The organism is Streptomyces sp. CC0208, from assembly GCF_003443735.1.
GTDB classification, from domain to species: Bacteria; Actinomycetota; Actinomycetes; order Streptomycetales; family Streptomycetaceae; genus Streptomyces; species Streptomyces sviceus.
In genome coordinates this window covers 4,725,925-4,743,835 of record NZ_CP031969.1, presented here as the reverse complement: position 1 = coordinate 4,743,835, position 17,911 = coordinate 4,725,925, and the positions used below count along the sequence as shown (strand labels likewise).

Annotated in this window: 7 protein-coding genes and 2 rRNA genes; 3 read left to right on the top strand and 6 right to left on the bottom strand. The window is 67.5% G+C overall.

Annotated features, from left to right (window positions below; all coding sequences use genetic code 11):
- Positions 1 to 37: 37 nt before the first annotated feature.
- The 3 genes from D1369_RS21725 to D1369_RS21710 form a co-directional block, all read right to left on the bottom strand.
- Positions 38 to 3,157: ribosomal RNA gene (locus tag D1369_RS21725) — 23S ribosomal RNA — on the bottom strand.
- A 306-nt stretch (positions 3,158 to 3,463) separates the two neighbouring features.
- Positions 3,464 to 4,991: ribosomal RNA gene (locus D1369_RS21720) — 16S ribosomal RNA — on the bottom strand.
- The 16S and 23S rRNA genes sit together here, the layout of an rRNA operon.
- A 634-nt stretch (positions 4,992 to 5,625) precedes the next feature.
- Positions 5,626 to 6,174 carry a MarR family transcriptional regulator gene (locus tag D1369_RS21710; protein WP_007383044.1) on the bottom strand — a complete coding sequence of 183 codons (549 nt, stop codon included), beginning with the start codon at positions 6,172 to 6,174 and terminating at the stop codon, positions 5,626 to 5,628.
- Positions 6,175 to 6,308: 134 nt separating this feature from the next.
- Here D1369_RS21710 and D1369_RS21705 point away from each other — a divergent pair, with 134 nt between their 5' ends.
- Positions 6,309 to 7,565, top strand: coding sequence for an MFS transporter (locus D1369_RS21705; protein WP_037900654.1), 1,257 nt, complete (start codon positions 6,309 to 6,311; stop codon positions 7,563 to 7,565).
- Between the two features lie 77 nt (positions 7,566 to 7,642).
- On the opposite strand, the gene D1369_RS21700 is transcribed toward D1369_RS21705, so the two are convergent.
- On the bottom strand, positions 7,643 to 9,286 hold the full coding sequence (locus D1369_RS21700) for a SpoIIE family protein phosphatase (RefSeq protein WP_007383046.1): 1,644 nt from the start codon (positions 9,284 to 9,286) through the stop codon (positions 7,643 to 7,645).
- A 221-nt stretch (positions 9,287 to 9,507) separates the two neighbouring features.
- Positions 9,508 to 10,887, bottom strand: a complete 1,380-nt coding sequence (locus D1369_RS21695; RefSeq protein WP_037900657.1) for an NAD(P)/FAD-dependent oxidoreductase — start codon at positions 10,885 to 10,887, stop codon at positions 9,508 to 9,510.
- 374 nt (positions 10,888 to 11,261) lie between these two features.
- On the opposite strand from D1369_RS21695, the gene D1369_RS21690 reads away from it, so the two are divergent.
- Both D1369_RS21690 and D1369_RS21685 read left to right on the top strand, forming a co-directional pair.
- Positions 11,262 to 12,041 (top strand): helix-turn-helix domain-containing protein, encoded by a 780-nt coding sequence (locus D1369_RS21690; RefSeq protein ID WP_007383048.1) that lies wholly within the window; start codon positions 11,262 to 11,264, stop codon positions 12,039 to 12,041.
- A gap of 259 nt (positions 12,042 to 12,300) precedes the next feature.
- Complete coding sequence (locus D1369_RS21685) at positions 12,301 to 14,232, top strand: sigma-70 family RNA polymerase sigma factor (RefSeq protein WP_118082577.1); 1,932 nt, start codon at positions 12,301 to 12,303, stop codon at positions 14,230 to 14,232.
- On the opposite strand, the gene D1369_RS21680 is transcribed toward D1369_RS21685, so the two are convergent.
- Positions 14,219 to 17,494, bottom strand: a complete 3,276-nt coding sequence (locus D1369_RS21680; protein ID WP_118082576.1) for a BTAD domain-containing putative transcriptional regulator — start codon at positions 17,492 to 17,494, stop codon at positions 14,219 to 14,221. The two genes, D1369_RS21685 and D1369_RS21680, sit on opposite strands and share 14 nt — an antisense overlap.
- Positions 17,495 to 17,911 lie beyond the last annotated feature (417 nt).

Here is a 17,911-nt window from a genome sequence, read left to right as displayed (position 1 = left end):
CGTTGCCTCAGAACTAACACAGTGGACGCGAGCAACTGAGGACAAGCCCTCGGCCTATTAGTACCGGTCACCTCCACCCATTACTGGGCTTCCAGATCCGGCCTATCAACCCAGTCGTCTACTGGGAGCCTTAACCCCTCAAGGGGGTGGGAGTCCTCATCTCGAAGCAGGCTTCCCGCTTAGATGCTTTCAGCGGTTATCCCTCCCGAACGTAGCCAACCAGCCATGCCCTTGGCAGGACAACTGGCACACCAGAGGTTCGTCCGTCCCGGTCCTCTCGTACTAGGGACAGCCCTTCTCAAGACTCCTACGCGCACAGCGGATAGGGACCGAACTGTCTCACGACGTTCTAAACCCAGCTCGCGTACCGCTTTAATGGGCGAACAGCCCAACCCTTGGGACCGACTCCAGCCCCAGGATGCGACGAGCCGACATCGAGGTGCCAAACCATCCCGTCGATATGGACTCTTGGGGAAGATCAGCCTGTTATCCCCGGGGTACCTTTTATCCGTTGAGCGACGGCGCTTCCACAAGCCACCGCCGGATCACTAGTCCCGACTTTCGTCCCTGCTCGACCCGTCGGTCTCACAGTCAAGCTCCCTTGTGCACTTACACTCAACACCTGATTACCAACCAGGCTGAGGGAACCTTTGGGCGCCTCCGTTACTCTTTAGGAGGCAACCGCCCCAGTTAAACTACCCATCAGACACTGTCCCTGATCCGGATCACGGACCCAGGTTAGACATCCAGCACGACCAGACTGGTATTTCAACGACGACTCCACCTGAACTGGCGTCCAAGCTTCACAGTCTCCCAGCTATCCTACACAAGCCGAACCGAACACCAATATCAAACTGTAGTAAAGGTCCCGGGGTCTTTCCGTCCTGCTGCGCGAAACGAGCATCTTTACTCGTAGTGCAATTTCACCGGGCCTATGGTTGAGACAGTCGAGAAGTCGTTACGCCATTCGTGCAGGTCGGAACTTACCCGACAAGGAATTTCGCTACCTTAGGATGGTTATAGTTACCACCGCCGTTTACTGGCGCTTAAGTTCTCAGCTTCGCCACACCGAAATGTGACTAACCGGTCCCCTTAACGTTCCAGCACCGGGCAGGCGTCAGTCCGTATACATCGCCTTACGGCTTCGCACGGACCTGTGTTTTTAGTAAACAGTCGCTTCTCGCTGGTCTCTGCGGCCACCCCCAGCTCGAGGAGCAAGTCCTCTCACCAGTGATGGCCCCCCTTCTCCCGAAGTTACGGGGGCATTTTGCCGAGTTCCTTAACCATAGTTCACCCGAACGCCTCGGTATTCTCTACCTGACCACCTGAGTCGGTTTAGGGTACGGGCCGCCATGAAACTCGCTAGAGGCTTTTCTCGACAGCATAGGATCATCCACTTCACCACAATCGGCTCGGCATCAGGTCTCAGCCTTATGTGCGACGGATTTACCTATCACACGGCCTACACCCTTACCCCGGGACAACCACCGCCCGGGCTGGACTACCTTCCTGCGTCACCCCATCACTCACCTACTACAAGTCTGGTTCGCCGGCTCCACCACTTTCCTTTCCCCGAAGGGTCCGGAACGGCTTCACGGACTTAGCATCGCCTGGTTCGATGTTTGACGCTTCACAGCGGGTACCGGAATATCAACCGGTTATCCATCGACTACGCCTGTCGGCCTCGCCTTAGGTCCCGACTTACCCTGGGCAGATCAGCTTGACCCAGGAACCCTTAGTCAATCGGCGCACACGTTTCCCACGTGTGTATCGCTACTCATGCCTGCATTCTCACTCGTGAACCGTCCACCACTAGCTTCCGCTGCAGCTTCACCCGGCACACGACGCTCCCCTACCCATCACAGCGGGCGTTGGCCCTCATGCTGCAATGACACGACTTCGGCGGTACGCTTGAGCCCCGCTACATTGTCGGCGCGGAATCACTAGACCAGTGAGCTATTACGCACTCTTTCAAGGGTGGCTGCTTCTAAGCCAACCTCCTGGTTGTCTCTGCGACTCCACATCCTTTCCCACTTAGCGTACGCTTAGGGGCCTTAGTCGATGCTCTGGGCTGTTTCCCTCTCGACCATGGAGCTTATCCCCCACAGTCTCACTGCCGCGCTCTCACTTACCGGCATTCGGAGTTTGGCTAAGGTCAGTAACCCGGTAGGGCCCATCGCCTATCCAGTGCTCTACCTCCGGCAAGAAACACACGACGCTGCACCTAAATGCATTTCGGGGAGAACCAGCTATCACGGAGTTTGATTGGCCTTTCACCCCTAACCACAGGTCATCCCCCAGGTTTTCAACCCTGGTGGGTTCGGTCCTCCACGAAGTCTTACCTCCGCTTCAACCTGCCCATGGCTAGATCACTCCGCTTCGGGTCTTGAGCGTGCTACTCAAACGCCCTATTAGGACTCGCTTTCGCTACGGCTACCCCACCCGGATTAACCTCGCAACACACCGCAAACTCGCAGGCTCATTCTTCAAAAGGCACGCAGTCACGAGGCAAGCACAAGTGCTTGCCCGACGCTCCCACGGCTTGTAGGCACACGGTTTCAGGTACTATTTCACTCCGCTCCCGCGGTACTTTTCACCATTCCCTCACGGTACTATCCGCTATCGGTCACCAGGGAATATTTAGGCTTAGCGGGTGGTCCCGCCAGATTCACACGGGATTTCTCGGGCCCCGTGCTACTTGGGTGTCTCTCAAACGAGCCGCTGATGTTTCGACTACGGGGGTCTTACCCTCTACGCCGGACCTTTCGCATGTCCTTCGCCTACATCAACGGTTTCTGACTCGTCTCACAGCCGGCAGACTGTGAAAGAGAGATCCCACAACCCCGCATGCGCAACCCCTGCCGGGTCTCACACGCATACGGTTTGGCCTCATCCGGTTTCGCTCGCCACTACTCCCGGAATCACGGTTGTTTTCTCTTCCTGCGGGTACTGAGATGTTTCACTTCCCCGCGTTCCCTCCACATACCCTATGTGTTCAGGTATGGGTGACAGCCCATGACGACTGCCGGGTTTCCCCATTCGGAAACCCCCGGATCAAAGCCTGGTTGACGACTCCCCGGGGACTATCGTGGCCTCCCACGTCCTTCATCGGTTCCTGGTGCCAAGGCATCCACCGTGCGCCCTTAAAAACTTGGCCACAGATGCTCGCGTCCACTGTGCAGTTCTCAAACAACGACCAGCCACCCGTCACACACCACTTACGCGATGCTTTACCGGGGCCGGTATCAGAGGGGGTTCATTCCCTCAGACACCCAACAGCGTGCCCGACACCCTCGCCACTCGTGATCAGCTTTCCACGCTCCGAAGAGCAGTACTGGCAGCCCGAGATGACTGAAAGTGCCGAATAATCAACGTTCCACCCATGAGCAACCACCGCAGAACGTTTGCCTGCGTAGTGGCCTCTGACCTCACCCCGAAGGGATCGGTAAGAAGTGCTCCTTAGAAAGGAGGTGATCCAGCCGCACCTTCCGGTACGGCTACCTTGTTACGACTTCGTCCCAATCGCCAGTCCCACCTTCGACAGCTCCCTCCCCACAAGGGGGTTGGGCCACCGGCTTCGGGTGTTACCGACTTTCGTGACGTGACGGGCGGTGTGTACAAGGCCCGGGAACGTATTCACCGCAGCAATGCTGATCTGCGATTACTAGCAACTCCGACTTCATGGGGTCGAGTTGCAGACCCCAATCCGAACTGAGACAGGCTTTTTGAGATTCGCTCCACCTCACGGTATCGCAGCTCATTGTACCTGCCATTGTAGCACGTGTGCAGCCCAAGACATAAGGGGCATGATGACTTGACGTCGTCCCCACCTTCCTCCGAGTTGACCCCGGCGGTCTCCTGTGAGTCCCCATCACCCCGAAGGGCATGCTGGCAACACAGGACAAGGGTTGCGCTCGTTGCGGGACTTAACCCAACATCTCACGACACGAGCTGACGACAGCCATGCACCACCTGTACACCGACCACAAGGGGGGCACCATCTCTGATGCTTTCCGGTGTATGTCAAGCCTTGGTAAGGTTCTTCGCGTTGCGTCGAATTAAGCCACATGCTCCGCTGCTTGTGCGGGCCCCCGTCAATTCCTTTGAGTTTTAGCCTTGCGGCCGTACTCCCCAGGCGGGGAACTTAATGCGTTAGCTGCGGCACCGACGACGTGGAATGTCGCCAACACCTAGTTCCCACCGTTTACGGCGTGGACTACCAGGGTATCTAATCCTGTTCGCTCCCCACGCTTTCGCTCCTCAGCGTCAGTAATGGCCCAGAGATCCGCCTTCGCCACCGGTGTTCCTCCTGATATCTGCGCATTTCACCGCTACACCAGGAATTCCGATCTCCCCTACCACACTCTAGCTAGCCCGTATCGAATGCAGACCCGGGGTTAAGCCCCGGGCTTTCACACCCGACGTGACAAGCCGCCTACGAGCTCTTTACGCCCAATAATTCCGGACAACGCTTGCGCCCTACGTATTACCGCGGCTGCTGGCACGTAGTTAGCCGGCGCTTCTTCTGCAGGTACCGTCACTTTCGCTTCTTCCCTGCTGAAAGAGGTTTACAACCCGAAGGCCGTCATCCCTCACGCGGCGTCGCTGCATCAGGCTTTCGCCCATTGTGCAATATTCCCCACTGCTGCCTCCCGTAGGAGTCTGGGCCGTGTCTCAGTCCCAGTGTGGCCGGTCGCCCTCTCAGGCCGGCTACCCGTCGTCGCCTTGGTGAGCCATTACCTCACCAACAAGCTGATAGGCCGCGGGCTCATCCTTCACCGCCGGAGCTTTCAACCCGCACAGATGCCCGTGCGAGTGGTATCCGGTATTAGACCCCGTTTCCAGGGCTTGTCCCAGAGTGAAGGGCAGATTGCCCACGTGTTACTCACCCGTTCGCCACTAATCCCCACCGAAGTGGTTCATCGTTCGACTTGCATGTGTTAAGCACGCCGCCAGCGTTCGTCCTGAGCCAGGATCAAACTCTCCGTGAATGTTTACCCGTAATCGGGTGCACACACACGAGAGCGGAACAACCACCGGAATAAGGCGGTCGTTCACAGCGTCCTCGCTGTGTTTATTTCAAAGGAACCTCGCCACCGGAACAAGTCCGATGGACGGGGTATCAACATATCTGGCGTTGATTTTTGGCACGCTGTTGAGTTCTCAAGGAACGGACGCTTCCTTTGTACTCACCCTCTCGGGCTTTCCTCCGGGCAGTTTCCCTTCGGTCTTGCGTTTCCGACTCTATCAGACCGTTTCCGGTTCCGATTTCCTCGGTGCTTTCCAGGTTCCCGCTCTCGCGTTTCCCTTTCCGGCGGTTCCGACTCTATCAGATCCTTTCGGGCCTGATTCCCAGTCAGCGGGGCTTGTCTTCCCGGCCGTTGGGCCGTTCCGACGTCTCAAACCTTAGCGGACTCTCGCTGCGGTCCCAAATCGAGGAGCCGCACCCAAATCGAATTGAATTCGGGCACACCGAATTCATCCCGGCTGGGAGATCGTTCTGATGGTTTGAGTGGCCGCTCTCGCGGCGGAGGTGCTACCGCAGAACCGTTACGGCCCCGCGGCAACCCGAAGAACTCTACGGATCCGGCAGATGGCTGTCAAGCACCCTCTGTCAAGATCTTTTCAGTCGAGGTCGCTCAGTCGCCCGCCGGCGTCCGGCTGTGCGTGTTCCACCCTACGCAGGAGCCGGGTGAGGACGTCCCCAAGGGTGTTGCGCTCCTCCGCGGACAGGTCCTGGAGCAGGTCCTCCTCGAAGACCGTGGCGAGGCGCATCGCCGCCAGCCACTTCTCGCGGCCTTCGTCGGTGAGCTCCACGATCACGCGGACTCGGTTGGACTCGTCCCGCTCCCGGGTCACCAGTCCTTCGGCGAGCATGCGGTCGATCCGGTGGGTCATCGCGGCCGGCGTGAGGCCGAGGCGCTTGGCGAGGTCACTGGGACCCATCCGATAAGGGGCCCCGGAGAGCACAAGCGCCTTGAGGACCTCCCACTCGGCGTTGCTGATGCCGAGGTCGGCGGTCTGGCGGCCGTAGGCGACGTTCATACGGCGGTTCAGCCGGGACAGCGCCGAGACGATCTGCTCGACCTGGGGGTCGAGGTCCTGGAACTCGCGCTGGTAGGCGGCGATCTGTTCCTCGAGTGTCGGCTCGGGGACGCCGGGGGTCTCGGCCATGGCCGCAGTATGGCACGCACCTCCTTTGCGTTGAAGTCCTTCAGTATGTACTATTTAGCTTCGAACTTTAGCTTTGAAGTCTTCACTCCTAACTACTGAGAGAGGTGAACGTGACCAGGGCGAGGGGCGCGGAGATGCGCCGGATCCACGTGGGCAACGCACTCAGCGCGTTCGGGCTCGGTTTCACCGTCCCCTACCTGTATGTCTACGTGGCGCAGGTGCGGGGCCTTGGGGCCGTGACGGCGGGGCTGGTGCTCGCCGTCTTCGCCGTGGCGGCGCTGGTCGTGCTGCCGTTCGCCGGGCGGGCCATCGTCCGGCGTGGCCCGCTGCCGGTGCTGCTCACCGCTCTGGTCATGGCCGCGCTCGGATCGCTGAGCCTCGGACTGGCGGGTCACGCAGCCACCGTGCTGCTGTCGGCGGCCGCGCTCGGGGCCGGTCAGGCCGTGATGCAGCCCGCGCTGGCGACGATGATCGTGGACTGCTCCACGTCGGAGACGCGCTCCCGGGCCTTCGCGACGCAGTTCTTCCTGCAGAACCTCGGCCTCGGTGTCGGCGGTCTCATCGGCGGCCATCTCGTCGACACGTCGAGCACCGCGTCCTTCACTCTGCTGTTCGCGATCGAGGCGGCGATGTTCCTGCTGCTGGTGGTCGTGATGGCGACCCTGCGGCTGCCGCACGCCCCGCGCATCGAGGGCGCGCCGACCCGTTCCGCCAAGGGCAGCTGGAAGCAGCTGCTCGGCAACCGGGCCATGGTGCAGCTGTGCGTGCTGGGCTTCGTGCTGTTCTTCGCCTGCTACGGACAGTTCGAGTCCGGTCTGAGCGCGTACGGCGTCGAGGCCGCCGGCATCTCCACCTCCGCGCTGGGCACGGCCCTGGCCGCCAACACCGCGATGATCGTGGTCGCGCAGTTCGCCGTGCTGAGGTTCGTCGAGCGGCGGCGGCGGTCCCGGGTGATCGCCCTGGTCGGACTCATCTGGGCCGTGGCGTGGGTCACCGCGGGCTACGCCGGGCTCGGCCACGGCAGCCGGGAGATGGCCACGGCCGCGTTCGTGTCGACGTATGCCCTGTTCGGACTGGGTGAGGCGATGCTGTCGCCGACGGTGGCTCCGCTGGTGGCCGATCTGGCGCCGGAGGGGATGGCGGGCCAGTACAACTCCGCCTTCGCCCTGGTGAAGCAACTCGCGCTGGCGGTCGGCCCGGCGGTGGGCGGCCCGATGGGAGCCTCGCTGCACGCGCCGTACGTCGTGACGTTCCTGCTGTTCTCGCTGGGCATCACCTATCTGGCGATACGACTGGGCAGGCAGCTGACCCCGGTGCAGAACCAGCCCTCCCTGAGGAAGAGCCGAGTGGTGGCCCAGGGTGGAGCAGCGGCGAAGTCTCTGGCCGCCTAGCCGCGACTCCTCGGGGGGCGCGGGGAAGTGCGCGACAAGCCCCACGGCAGCCGCGGCCACCCCGCTCCCTCAGGCCGCTACCCCTGGGGCAGCACGAACTCGCACCAGACGGCCTTCCCGCCCCCCGGCGTCCTCCGGGACCCCCAGTTCGACGCGATGGTGGCCACGATGGCGATCCCGCGACCGGACTCGTCACCGGCTTCGGCCCTGCGGCGCCGGGGCAGATGGTCGTCCCCGTCCGTCACCTCGACGATCAGCCGCCGGTCGGTGCGGCGCAGTCGCAGCCGCATGGGTGGCATCCCGTGCTGAAGCGAATTGGCGACGAGTTCACTCACCGCCAGAACGCCCAGGTCATGCAGTTCGACCGGGAACCGCCAGCTCGTCAGCACGCCGGAGGCGAACGCACGCGCGCGTGGAGCCGCCTCGACGCCGCCCAGCAGTTCCAGCGCGGCGTTGCGGAAGAGTTCGCTGTCGGGGCCGGTGTGGGCCGGGTGCTGGAGGACCATGACGGCCACGTCGTCGTCGTGTTCCGCGGTGACGCCGGCCGAGCGGACCAGGCGGTCGCAGATCACCTGGGGGGTGCCGGTGGCGCCGGCCAGGGCGCGTTCGAGGGCCGCGATGCCTTCGTCCAGGTCTTCGTTGCGGCGTTCGACCAGGCCGTCCGTGTAGAGGACGGCCGTGGAACCGGGGCCGAGCGGGATGGAGCCCGAGGCGTGCATCCAGCCGCCGGTGCCCAGGGGCGGGCCGGTGGGTTCGTCGGCGCGCAGGACGACGCCGCTCTCGTCGCGGACCAGGATGGGCAGGTGGCCGGCCGAGGCGTAGACCAGCTTGCCCTCGTTCGGGTCGTGGATGGCGTACACGCAGGTGGCGATCTGGTTGGCGTCGATCTCCATGGCGAGGCCGTCCAGGAGCTGGAGGATCTCGTGCGGCGGGAGGTCCAGGCGGGCGTAGGCCCGGACGGCTGTGCGGAGTTGGCCCATGACCGCTGCCGCGCGGACCCCGCGGCCCATGACGTCGCCGATGACCAGGGCCGTGCGGCCGCCGCCGAGGGTGATGACGTCGTACCAGTCGCCGCCGACCGCGGCCTCCGTGCCGCCGGGGTGGTAGGTGGCGGCGATGCGCAGGTCGTCGGGTTCTTCCAGCTCCTGGGGGAGCAGGCTGCGCTGGAGGGTGACGGCGGTCTCGCGCTGGCGGCGCTCGCTGGCTCTGAGGCGTTCGGCGGCCTCGGCGTGATCGGTGACATCGGTCGCGAATACGAGGACACCGCCACCGCCGCCACCCCCGTCTCCTTGGCTCACCGGGGTGCAGGTGAAGGTGTAGGAGCGGCCGTCGGGGGCTTTGCGGGACTTGACCGTGCGCGGCTTGCCGCTGCGCAGGACCTGGTCGAGGAGCGGGAGCAGGCCGATCTCCTCCAGCTCCGGGAGGGCCTGGCGGGCCGGTTCGCCCGTGGGGCGCAGGCCGAAGGCGACCACATAGGCGTCGTTGACGTAGGCGAGGCGGTGGTCGGGGCCGTGGACGAGGGCGACGAGGGCGGGGACACGGTCGAGGACTTCGCGGACGGGGAGCTCGTCGACGACGGGGGCCGGCACGGTCAGTTGTTCGGCGCGGGCCGCGGGGACGGCACCTTCGCTCAGTCGGTCCTGGGTGACCAGGTCGTCGGTCCGCGCTGCCGCGCGGCGCTGCGTTCCGGGGAGGCGGGCGCTCCAGCGCGTGAAGTTCACGAATCCTTGCCTCGTGTCGTCGTCTTCGGCGTCTTCGGGCCGGCTCCGGGCCCGGCCGGGGGGCTGGGGACGGCAGCCCGGGGGTGCAGCACGGTGGCAAAACCTCTTGGTTCGAGGGGCGGGCGGCTGCCCGTCCGAAGTCGGGCACCAGTCTGGCAGGGTGACCGACCGGGTCGACATTCGTCAGACGCCGGGGCGGTCCGTGGAGTTCCTCGGTCCGGTCAGGACGACCCCTTCGGGTCGTTCGTCGGGTTGTGAGGATGCTTTCCACCGGCCGCGAGTTCGAACTCCGCTCGGGGATGTTCGAGTGAACCGAGCGAGACGATCTCCCTCTTGAAGAGCCCCGACAGGATCCATTCGGCCAGGACACGGGCCTTGCGGTTGAAGGTGGGAACCCTGCTGAGGTGGTAGACGCGGTGCATGAACCAGGCAGGGTAGCCCTTCAGTTTCCGTCCGTAGACGTACGCGACCCCCTTGTGGAGGCCAAGGGAGGCCACCGAGCCGACGTACTTGTGGGAGTACGTCTCCAGAGGCTCGCCGCGCAGCGCGTGCGCGATGTTGTCGCCGAGGACCCTGGCCTGGCGGACGGCGTGCTGGGCGTTGGGGGCCGTCTCCTTGCCGGGCTCCTCGGCGGTGACGTCGGGGACGGCGGCCGCGTCTCCGGCCGCCCACGCGTGCGTGGTGCCCTCGACCGTGAGCTGGGGGGTGCATTTCAGCCGACCTCGCTCATTGAGCGGAAGATCGGTGGCGGCGAGGAGCGGACTGGGTTTCACGCCGGCGGTCCACACGACCGTACGCGTGGGAAAGCGGTTGCCGTCGCTGAGGACGGCGACGCGGTCCACGCAGGACTCCAGGCGGGTGTTCAGCCGTACGTCGATGTTGCGGCGGCGCAGTTCGCTGACCGTGTAGCGGCCCATGTCCTCGCCGACCTCGGGCAGGATGCGGTCGGAGGCCTCGACGAGGATCCACTTCATGTCCTCGGGACGGACGTTGTGGTAGTAGCGCGCGGTGTAGCGGGCCATGTCCTCCAGCTCGCCGAGCGCCTCCACGCCCGCGTAGCCGCCGCCGACGAAGACGAAGGTGAGGGCCGCGTCGCGGATCGCGGGGTCGCGGGTGGAGGAGGCGATGTCCATCTGCTCGATGACGTGGTTGCGCAGGCCGATGGCCTCCTCGACCGTCTTGAACCCGATGCCGTGGTCGGCGAGTCCGGGGATCGGCAGCGTGCGCGCGATCGAACCCGGGGCGAGGACGAGTTCGTCGTAGGACAGCTGTTCGCCGCCCGTGCGCTCCTCCTCGGTGGCGAGCGTGGTGACGGAGGCCGTGCGCTTGGCGTGGTCGATCGCGGTGACCTCGCCGACGATGATGCGGCAGCGGTCGAGGACGCGGCGCAGCGGTACGACGACATGGCGCGGAGAGATGGATCCGGCGGCTGCCTCGGGCAGGAACGGCTGATAGGTCATGTACGGGTCGGGCGTGACGACCGTGATCTCGACTCCGCCCCCGTCGAGCTCCCGTTTCAGCTTCCGCTGCAGACGCAGAGCCGTGTACATCCCGACGTAGCCACCGCCGACAACCAGAATGCGCGCACGTTCCTTCACCATCCCATGACGCACCCGCCGCTTGAGTTTGTCCACAGCCTCGACAAATTGTGTGACCGGAAGTCGTCGGCGCGCCGGGGCGGCCGAATCGTCGGAGAGCGCGGAAGTCTCGCAGGTCAACGGGTGTGCGCCGGGCGGGCGGAGGGGGTGCAATCGGGGCGTTTGCCGCCCGTACTCCGATCGGGGGGCGCTCCGTGCGGAACCTGCCCCTTCTGAATTGACCCCCACTCAACTATGTTCGTGTGTCGACGGGGTGTAGGGGGATGCGCTCCGGGTCCGCGACGGGCGGACTCGCGAAACGGGCTTGTTCCGCACGCTCCGGCTTTCGATGGCGGGGAGAGTCTCCGGGGGGAGACGTCATTACCGGGGGATAATTTATGCACATTCAGGACTCTCATTGGTCTACCGCGTCCGCCATCGCACCCGGTGGCGGGGCGATGGGCGGCGCGATGGGTACGACGATGAGCGCGGCGGGCAACGGACGGGACGGATCGCGTTCGGCCCCGCTGCGCGTGGACGCACAGCGCAACCTGGAACACGTACTGCGCGCGGCGCGCGAGGTCTTCGGCGAGCTGGGTTACGGCGCGCCGATGGAGGACGTGGCGCGGCGCGCCCGGGTCGGGGTCGGCACGGTGTACCGGCGCTTCCCGAGCAAGGACGTCCTGGTCCGGCGGATAGCCGAGGAGGAGACCTCCCGGCTGACCGACCAGGCGCGGGCGGCGCTCGGTCAGGAGGACGAGCCGTGGTCGGCGCTGTCGCGCTTCCTGCGCACGTCGGTCGCGTCCGGTGCCGGGCGGCTGCTGCCGCCGCAGGTCCTGCGGGTCGGGGTCGCCGACGAGGTCTCCGACGGCTACGACGCGACGCGGGTGCCGCAGCAGCGGACGACCCCGGGCGCCGGGGAGCTGCGGCTGGTGCCGGAGGAGGCCCCGCTGGTCTCCGCCGACGATGCCGGGGCCGCGGCGCTGCTGGAGGTCGTGGGCCAGCTCGTGGACCGGGCGCGAGCGGCCGGTGAGCTGCGGACCGACGTCTCGGTGTCGGACGTCCTGCTGGTGATCGCGACCGCGGCGCCCTCGCTGCCGGACGCGGCGCAGCAGGCGGCGGCCTCGGCACGGCTGCTGGACATCCTGCTGGAGGGGCTTCGGTCCCGGCCGATGTGACTCGAAAGGGTGATAACGGGGTGCGGTCGGCTGCCGGCCGCGCCCCGGAACATTCCGGTGTTTTTCGGGAGCGTGAACCAACTCCTGCACCAGCCGTGACAGTTGAGTCTTCCCCATGCGGGTGATGCTCAGTACTGCTGTGCGGGAAGTCCCCACGGATGAGTGGATGCGTCGTACCGCAGGGCACTGACCAAAAGCCAATATGGCACTCTGACCCGGTGTTGGGGACTGGTTGGGCCGGCGGCGGGGGCATTCCGCGATGAGCGTTGACGGGCGGAACGAACCCCTCGGTGAGGGCGACGGGAAAGCCGGTGGCACTCCACAGGTGCCGGGCCAGGGGAGCCGCGCGGGCATCCCGCAGGGCGGCATCCCGGCCCAGGCCGGCGAACCCGTCGAAGGCAGCGTCCCGGCGCAGCGCGACCGGCGCGAGGACGGCAGCGTCCCGCCGCCGCCCAGGGACACGCCCCCGTCCGACGCCGACCTGATCGAGCGCATGCGCTCCGGCGACGACACGGCCTACGAGGCGCTCTACCGCCGCCACGCGGGCGCGGTGCGCCGCTACGCCCGCACCTGCTGCCGCGACGCCCACACCGCCGACGACCTCACCGCCGAGGTCTTCGCCCGCATGCTCCAGGCCGTCCGCGGCGGCCACGGCCCCGAGCACGCCGTACGCGCCTATCTGCTCACCAGCGTTCGCCGGGTCGCGGCCGGCTGGACGAAATCGGCGAAGCGGGAGCAGCTCGTCGACGACTTCGCCGTGTTCGCCGCCCAGGCCGCGCGCACCTCCGAGATCTCCGACGACGACACGCGGGACCTCGGCGCGGACGTGCGCGCGATGCATGTGGCCGAGCAGTCCATGGCCATGCAGGCCTTCCGGTCGCTGCCCGAGCGCTGGCAGGCCGTGCTGTGGCACACCGAGGTCGAGGACGAGTCGCCGAGCGAGGTCGCCACCCTGTTCGGGCTCGACGCCAACGGCACGCGCGTGCTGGCCAGCCGCGCCCGCGAGGGCCTCAAGCAGGCCTACCTCCAGGCTCACGTCAGCACGGCCCTGGCCACCGACGAGGAGTGCGCCCGCTACGCCGACCGGCTCGGCGCCTACGCCCGCGGCAGCCTGCGCACCCGTGCCGAAAGGGGTCTGCGCAAGCACCTGGAGGAGTGCGCCAAGTGCCGGCTGGCCGCAGGCCAGATCAAGGAAGTCGCCGGTGGCATCCCCGCCGTCGTACCGCTCGCGGTCATCGGCTGGTTCGGGGCCGCCGGGTACGCCAAGGCCGTCGGACTCGTCGCGGGCGGGGCGAGAGCGGCCGGTGCCGCGGGCGCGGCCGCCACGGCGAGCGGAGGCTCCTCGGGCGGGTCGGGCGCGGGCGGGGCCGCGGCCTCGGAGGGGCTGGGCGCACCGGTGAAGGCGGGTATCGCGGCCGGTGTGGTCGCCGTGGCCGCCGCCGCGGTGGCGCTCGCGCTGATCGGCGACGACAGCCCGGCGAGGAAGCCGGACGCCAAGCCGCCCGCGTCCGCGCCCGTGGTCGAGCCCGCCGACCCCGCCGACCCGACGCCTTCCCCGAAGGGGCCCGATCCGGCGCCTCCGATGATTCCCGTCGCGGCCACCCAGTCCTCGTCCCCCTCCCCGTCCCCGACAACACCCACGTCCACACCACCTCCGAAGTCCACCCCGACGCCTACGCCGACCCCCACCCCGAAACCGACACCGCCCCCGAAGCCCAAGCCCACCCCCACCCCCACACCGACGCCGGCTCCCCCGCCGGCCGTGTACCAGTGGAGCGAGCTGGCCTACGACGTCTCCGGCGACGGCAGCGGGCCCGAGATGCGGATCGGCGAGAGCAGTTGGGTGTGGCAGCGGTACGGCGTCTCGGTCGCCGACCACCGGTACGCCCACGGCGTCACCGTGCACGGCCGCTCCTCCGTCACGATCGACCTCAACCGAACCTGCTCCGCCTACGACGCGATGGTCGGCGTCGACGACATGACGCTGGGCCTCGGCAAGGTCTCCTTCTCCGTGTACGCCGACGGGGTCCGGCTGTGGAGGTCCGGGCTCGTGAAGGGCGGCGACCCGGCCGTGCCCGTCCATGTGAACCTCGCCGGGCACCGGACCGTACGGCTGGTGGTCGAGCCGCACAGCCCCTTCGACGACCTGATGCTCGCGGACTGGGCGGAGTCGAAGTTCAGGTGTTCATGACGCGCCGGGCCCGCACCACCTCGTCGAGCTCGGCGAGGGCCGCGTCCGGGGTGAGGGCCGTGCCCCGGGTGTGTTCCGCCGCGTAGCGCACGGGTCCCAGGCCGGTACGGGCATCGGCCTGGGCGCGCTCCACCTCGACGCGCTCGGGATGGGGACGCGGGTCGCCACCGCGCCACCGCTCGGCGGCGGCGAGCAGCCGGACCGCCCGCGGGACGTCGCCGAGGTCGCAGAGCAGGACCGCCACGCTGTCCACGAGCGTCGCCACGACCACGTCGGAACAGCGCTTCTCGATCGCCTCTCGGACGGTGTCCACGAGTAGGGGCAGCCCGTGCTCGGGGCCCGACTCGGCGGCCGTCACCATCGCGGCGATCGAGTTCAGCATCACCGTGAACTGGGGTGGCGTGGGTGCCTGACCGATCTCTCCGCGAACCGAGTCGACCAACTCGCTCGCTCGGGCGATGTCCTTGTCCTCCAACGCGATGTGCGCCCGCATCAGCTTGACGAACGCCCGGGTCTCCGGAACGCCGTACTGGTCCCCGATGGCGCTCGCCTCGTCCAGGGTGGTCAGCGCGGTGGAGCGGTCCCCGGTGCGGTAGGCGACCTCGGCGAGCCGGGCGACGAGGAACGGCGTCTCGGCGTACGCCCCCACCTCGTGGGCGAGGCGCAGCGCCTCCTCGTACTCCTGCCTGGCCTCGGCGGGACGACCGCGGGCCATGGCCGCCTCGCCCGCCGCGCTGCTGACCTGGGCGCGGATCCAGCGGTCGCCCGCGCGGCGGCTGAGGACGCGGAGTTCTTCCAGGTCCTCGTCGACACCGGTCATGCCACCCGGGGAGTCGACCGCCATGTGAGTGCGGAGCATCAGGGCGACGGCCACGGCCCAGTCGTCGCCGTGGGCCCGGCAGTGGGCGACGGACGTGTCCATCAGGGGGCGGATGTCCACCGGGTCCTTCAACGTGAGGCCGATCACGGGCCAGACGATGCCGGGGAGGCGGGCGGCGTCGGGGCCGCCCTGCGCGAAGTGGCCCCGAACCAGTTGCACATAGCGGCGCAGGCGGGGGTCCAGGTCGCCGTCCATGGGCTCTGTCTCGGCCATGAGGAAGAGGTGGAGCATCCGGAGGTTCATGCGCGGGCGGTGAGCGGGGTGGTGCGTCTCGGTGTGCGCGACGGCGAGGTACACGTCCATCGGGTCGTCGGCCTCAGCCTCGGACGGTGCCCGGTGCCGGTCCGTCCCGGCCGCCCTGTCCAGGGCCACCCCGAGCCGCAGCACCCTTTCCACCCAGGTCATGCCCTCGCGACGGTAGTTGCGCAGCCACCAGAACCAGCCCATGGCGAGGACCACGGCACCGGCCTGTGTCTCGTCGCCCGCGGTGAGCGTGCGGTCCATGGCGGCGCGGATGTTGTCCAGCTCGGTCTCCAGGCGGGAGATCCACGGCAGTTGACCGGCCGAACGCAGCTGCGGCTCGGCCTCCTCGACGAGCGCGCGCACCCACGCTCGGTGCCGGAGCTCGGCGGCGGCACGCAGCTCGGGGCACTCGGCGGCGCGTTCGACGGCGTACTCGTGGATGGTCTCCAGCATGCGGTAGCGCATGCCGTCGGAGCCGTCCCGCCCGCTCGGGGTGGCCACGATCAGCGACTTGTCCACGAGCGCGCCGAGGAGCTCCGCGGCCGGCCCGGTGCACACCGCCTCCGCCGCCTCCAGCTCCCAGCCGCCCGCGAACACCGACACCTCGCGCAACAGGGTCCGCTCCCGCTCGTCGAGCAGCTCCCAGGACCAGTCGACGACGGCCCGCAGGGTCTGCTGGCGGGGCAGGACGGTACGGCTTCCGGAGGTCAGGAGGCGGAAGCGGTCGTCGAGGCGGTCGGCGATCTGCCGAGGGGTGAGCAGACGCAGCCGGGCCGCCGCGAGCTCGATGGCGAGCGGCAGTCCGTCGAGGCGTCGGCAGATCTCGCCGACGGCCTCCTGGTCGGCGAGCACGGCGTCCGCGTCGGGGCGGACGGCGGCGGCGCGCTCGGCGAAGAGGCGGTGGGCCTGCTCGGGGAGAAGGGGCTCGACCGGGCGCACGGACTCGCCCGGCACGCCCAGGGGTTCACGGCTGGTGGCGAGGACGGTGAGCCCCGGGCAGCGGGTGAGGAGGGTCTCCGCGAGGTGGGCCGCCGCCTCGATGACATGTTCGCAGTTGTCAAGGATCAGGAGCTGGCTGCGCGGTGCGCAGTACTCGACGAGCAGGGCGAGCGGGTCGTCCTGCGGGGCCGTCAGTTCGGTGGTCATGAGCACGGTCTCGCGCAGACCGAGCGCGCTGACCACCGCGCCGGGCACCGCCTCCGGCCGGTCGAGCGGGGCGAGCTCGACGAGCCACGCCTGCGGGAGCCCGGCGGCGGCTTCCTCGGCGAGACGGGTCTTTCCGGATCCGCCCGGTCCGGTGAGGGTGACGAGGCGGGCCCTGTGCACTTCGGAACGGATGGCGTCGAGTTCGGGTTCCCGGCCCACGAAAGAGGTAAGGCGCGGACGGATGTTGCCGGTGCGTTCGGCACGGGGGCGACCGAGGGGGGCCGTCAGCAGCTCGCCGTGCAGGTCCCGCAGCTCCGGGCCCGGATCGGTGCCGAGGCCGTCGGCGAGAGCGCGGCGGGCGGTCTCGTACGCGGCGAGGGCATCGGCCCCCCGACCACCGTCGCGCAGGGCGCGAATGAGCAGAACGTGCAGCGGCTCGTCGTACGGATGCGCCGCCGTCAGCTCCTTCAGCTCCGGTACGACGTCCTGGGCCCGGCCGAGCAGCAGCTCCGCCTCGATCCGCGCCCGGGTGGCCTCCATCCGCAGGGCCTCGGGACGGGTCGCGGCGGTGCGGTCGGGAAGGTCGGCGAGGGCGTCACCGCGCCACAGGGCCAGTGCCGCGACGAGGTCCTGCGCGGCTGTCCGTGCGTCCCCGCGTGCCAATGCGGCGGTCCCCTGCCGTACGAGGCGCTCGAAGACATACAGATCCACGTCGTCCTCGGCACCGGCCAGCCGATAGCCGCCCGGCCCGGACACGATCGCCTCCTTCCCGACGGCACGACGGAGACGGCCGACGAGGGCCTGGAGAGCAGCCGGGGCATCCTGCGGCGGATCCTCCCCCCACACCTCGTCGATCAGGACCTCTGAACTCACGGTACGGCCGGGACGCAGGGCGAGGGCGGCGAGCAGGGTGCGGACGCGGGGGCCGCCGAGGGGTATGCCGGCGCCGTGATCGTCCGCCGCCTCGGTCACACCCAGGATTCTGTACCGCACGGGTTCATTGTCACCGGCTTCCGGAGATCGACTGCGTGATTTGCGGGGCCGGGCGCCTATGGGGGTGCCGGGTTCGGTTGTGGGGCGGGTGCAGGCAGGTGGGGGCTGGTCGCGCAGTTCCCCGCGCCCCTAGGGGGTTGCAGTCGCCCCGGGCTTAGGACGGGCCGTCCGCCCAGCGACGGTTGTCGGGCGGGTGCGGGTCGGTGGGGGCTGGTCGCGCAGTTCCCCGCGCCCCTAGGGAGCCGCAGTCGCCCTGCGCCAGGACGGGCCGTTTCTCACCCCTCGCGCGCCACGACGGGCCGTTCGCCGAACCGTGCGCCACGGTGGGCCGTTGGCCGCGTACGGCGGGAAGGGGACGGGGTGGGGGGTGTCCGCCCGCAGCGGCCGGCGTCCGGCACCGGGCCCTGCTCAAAGGGA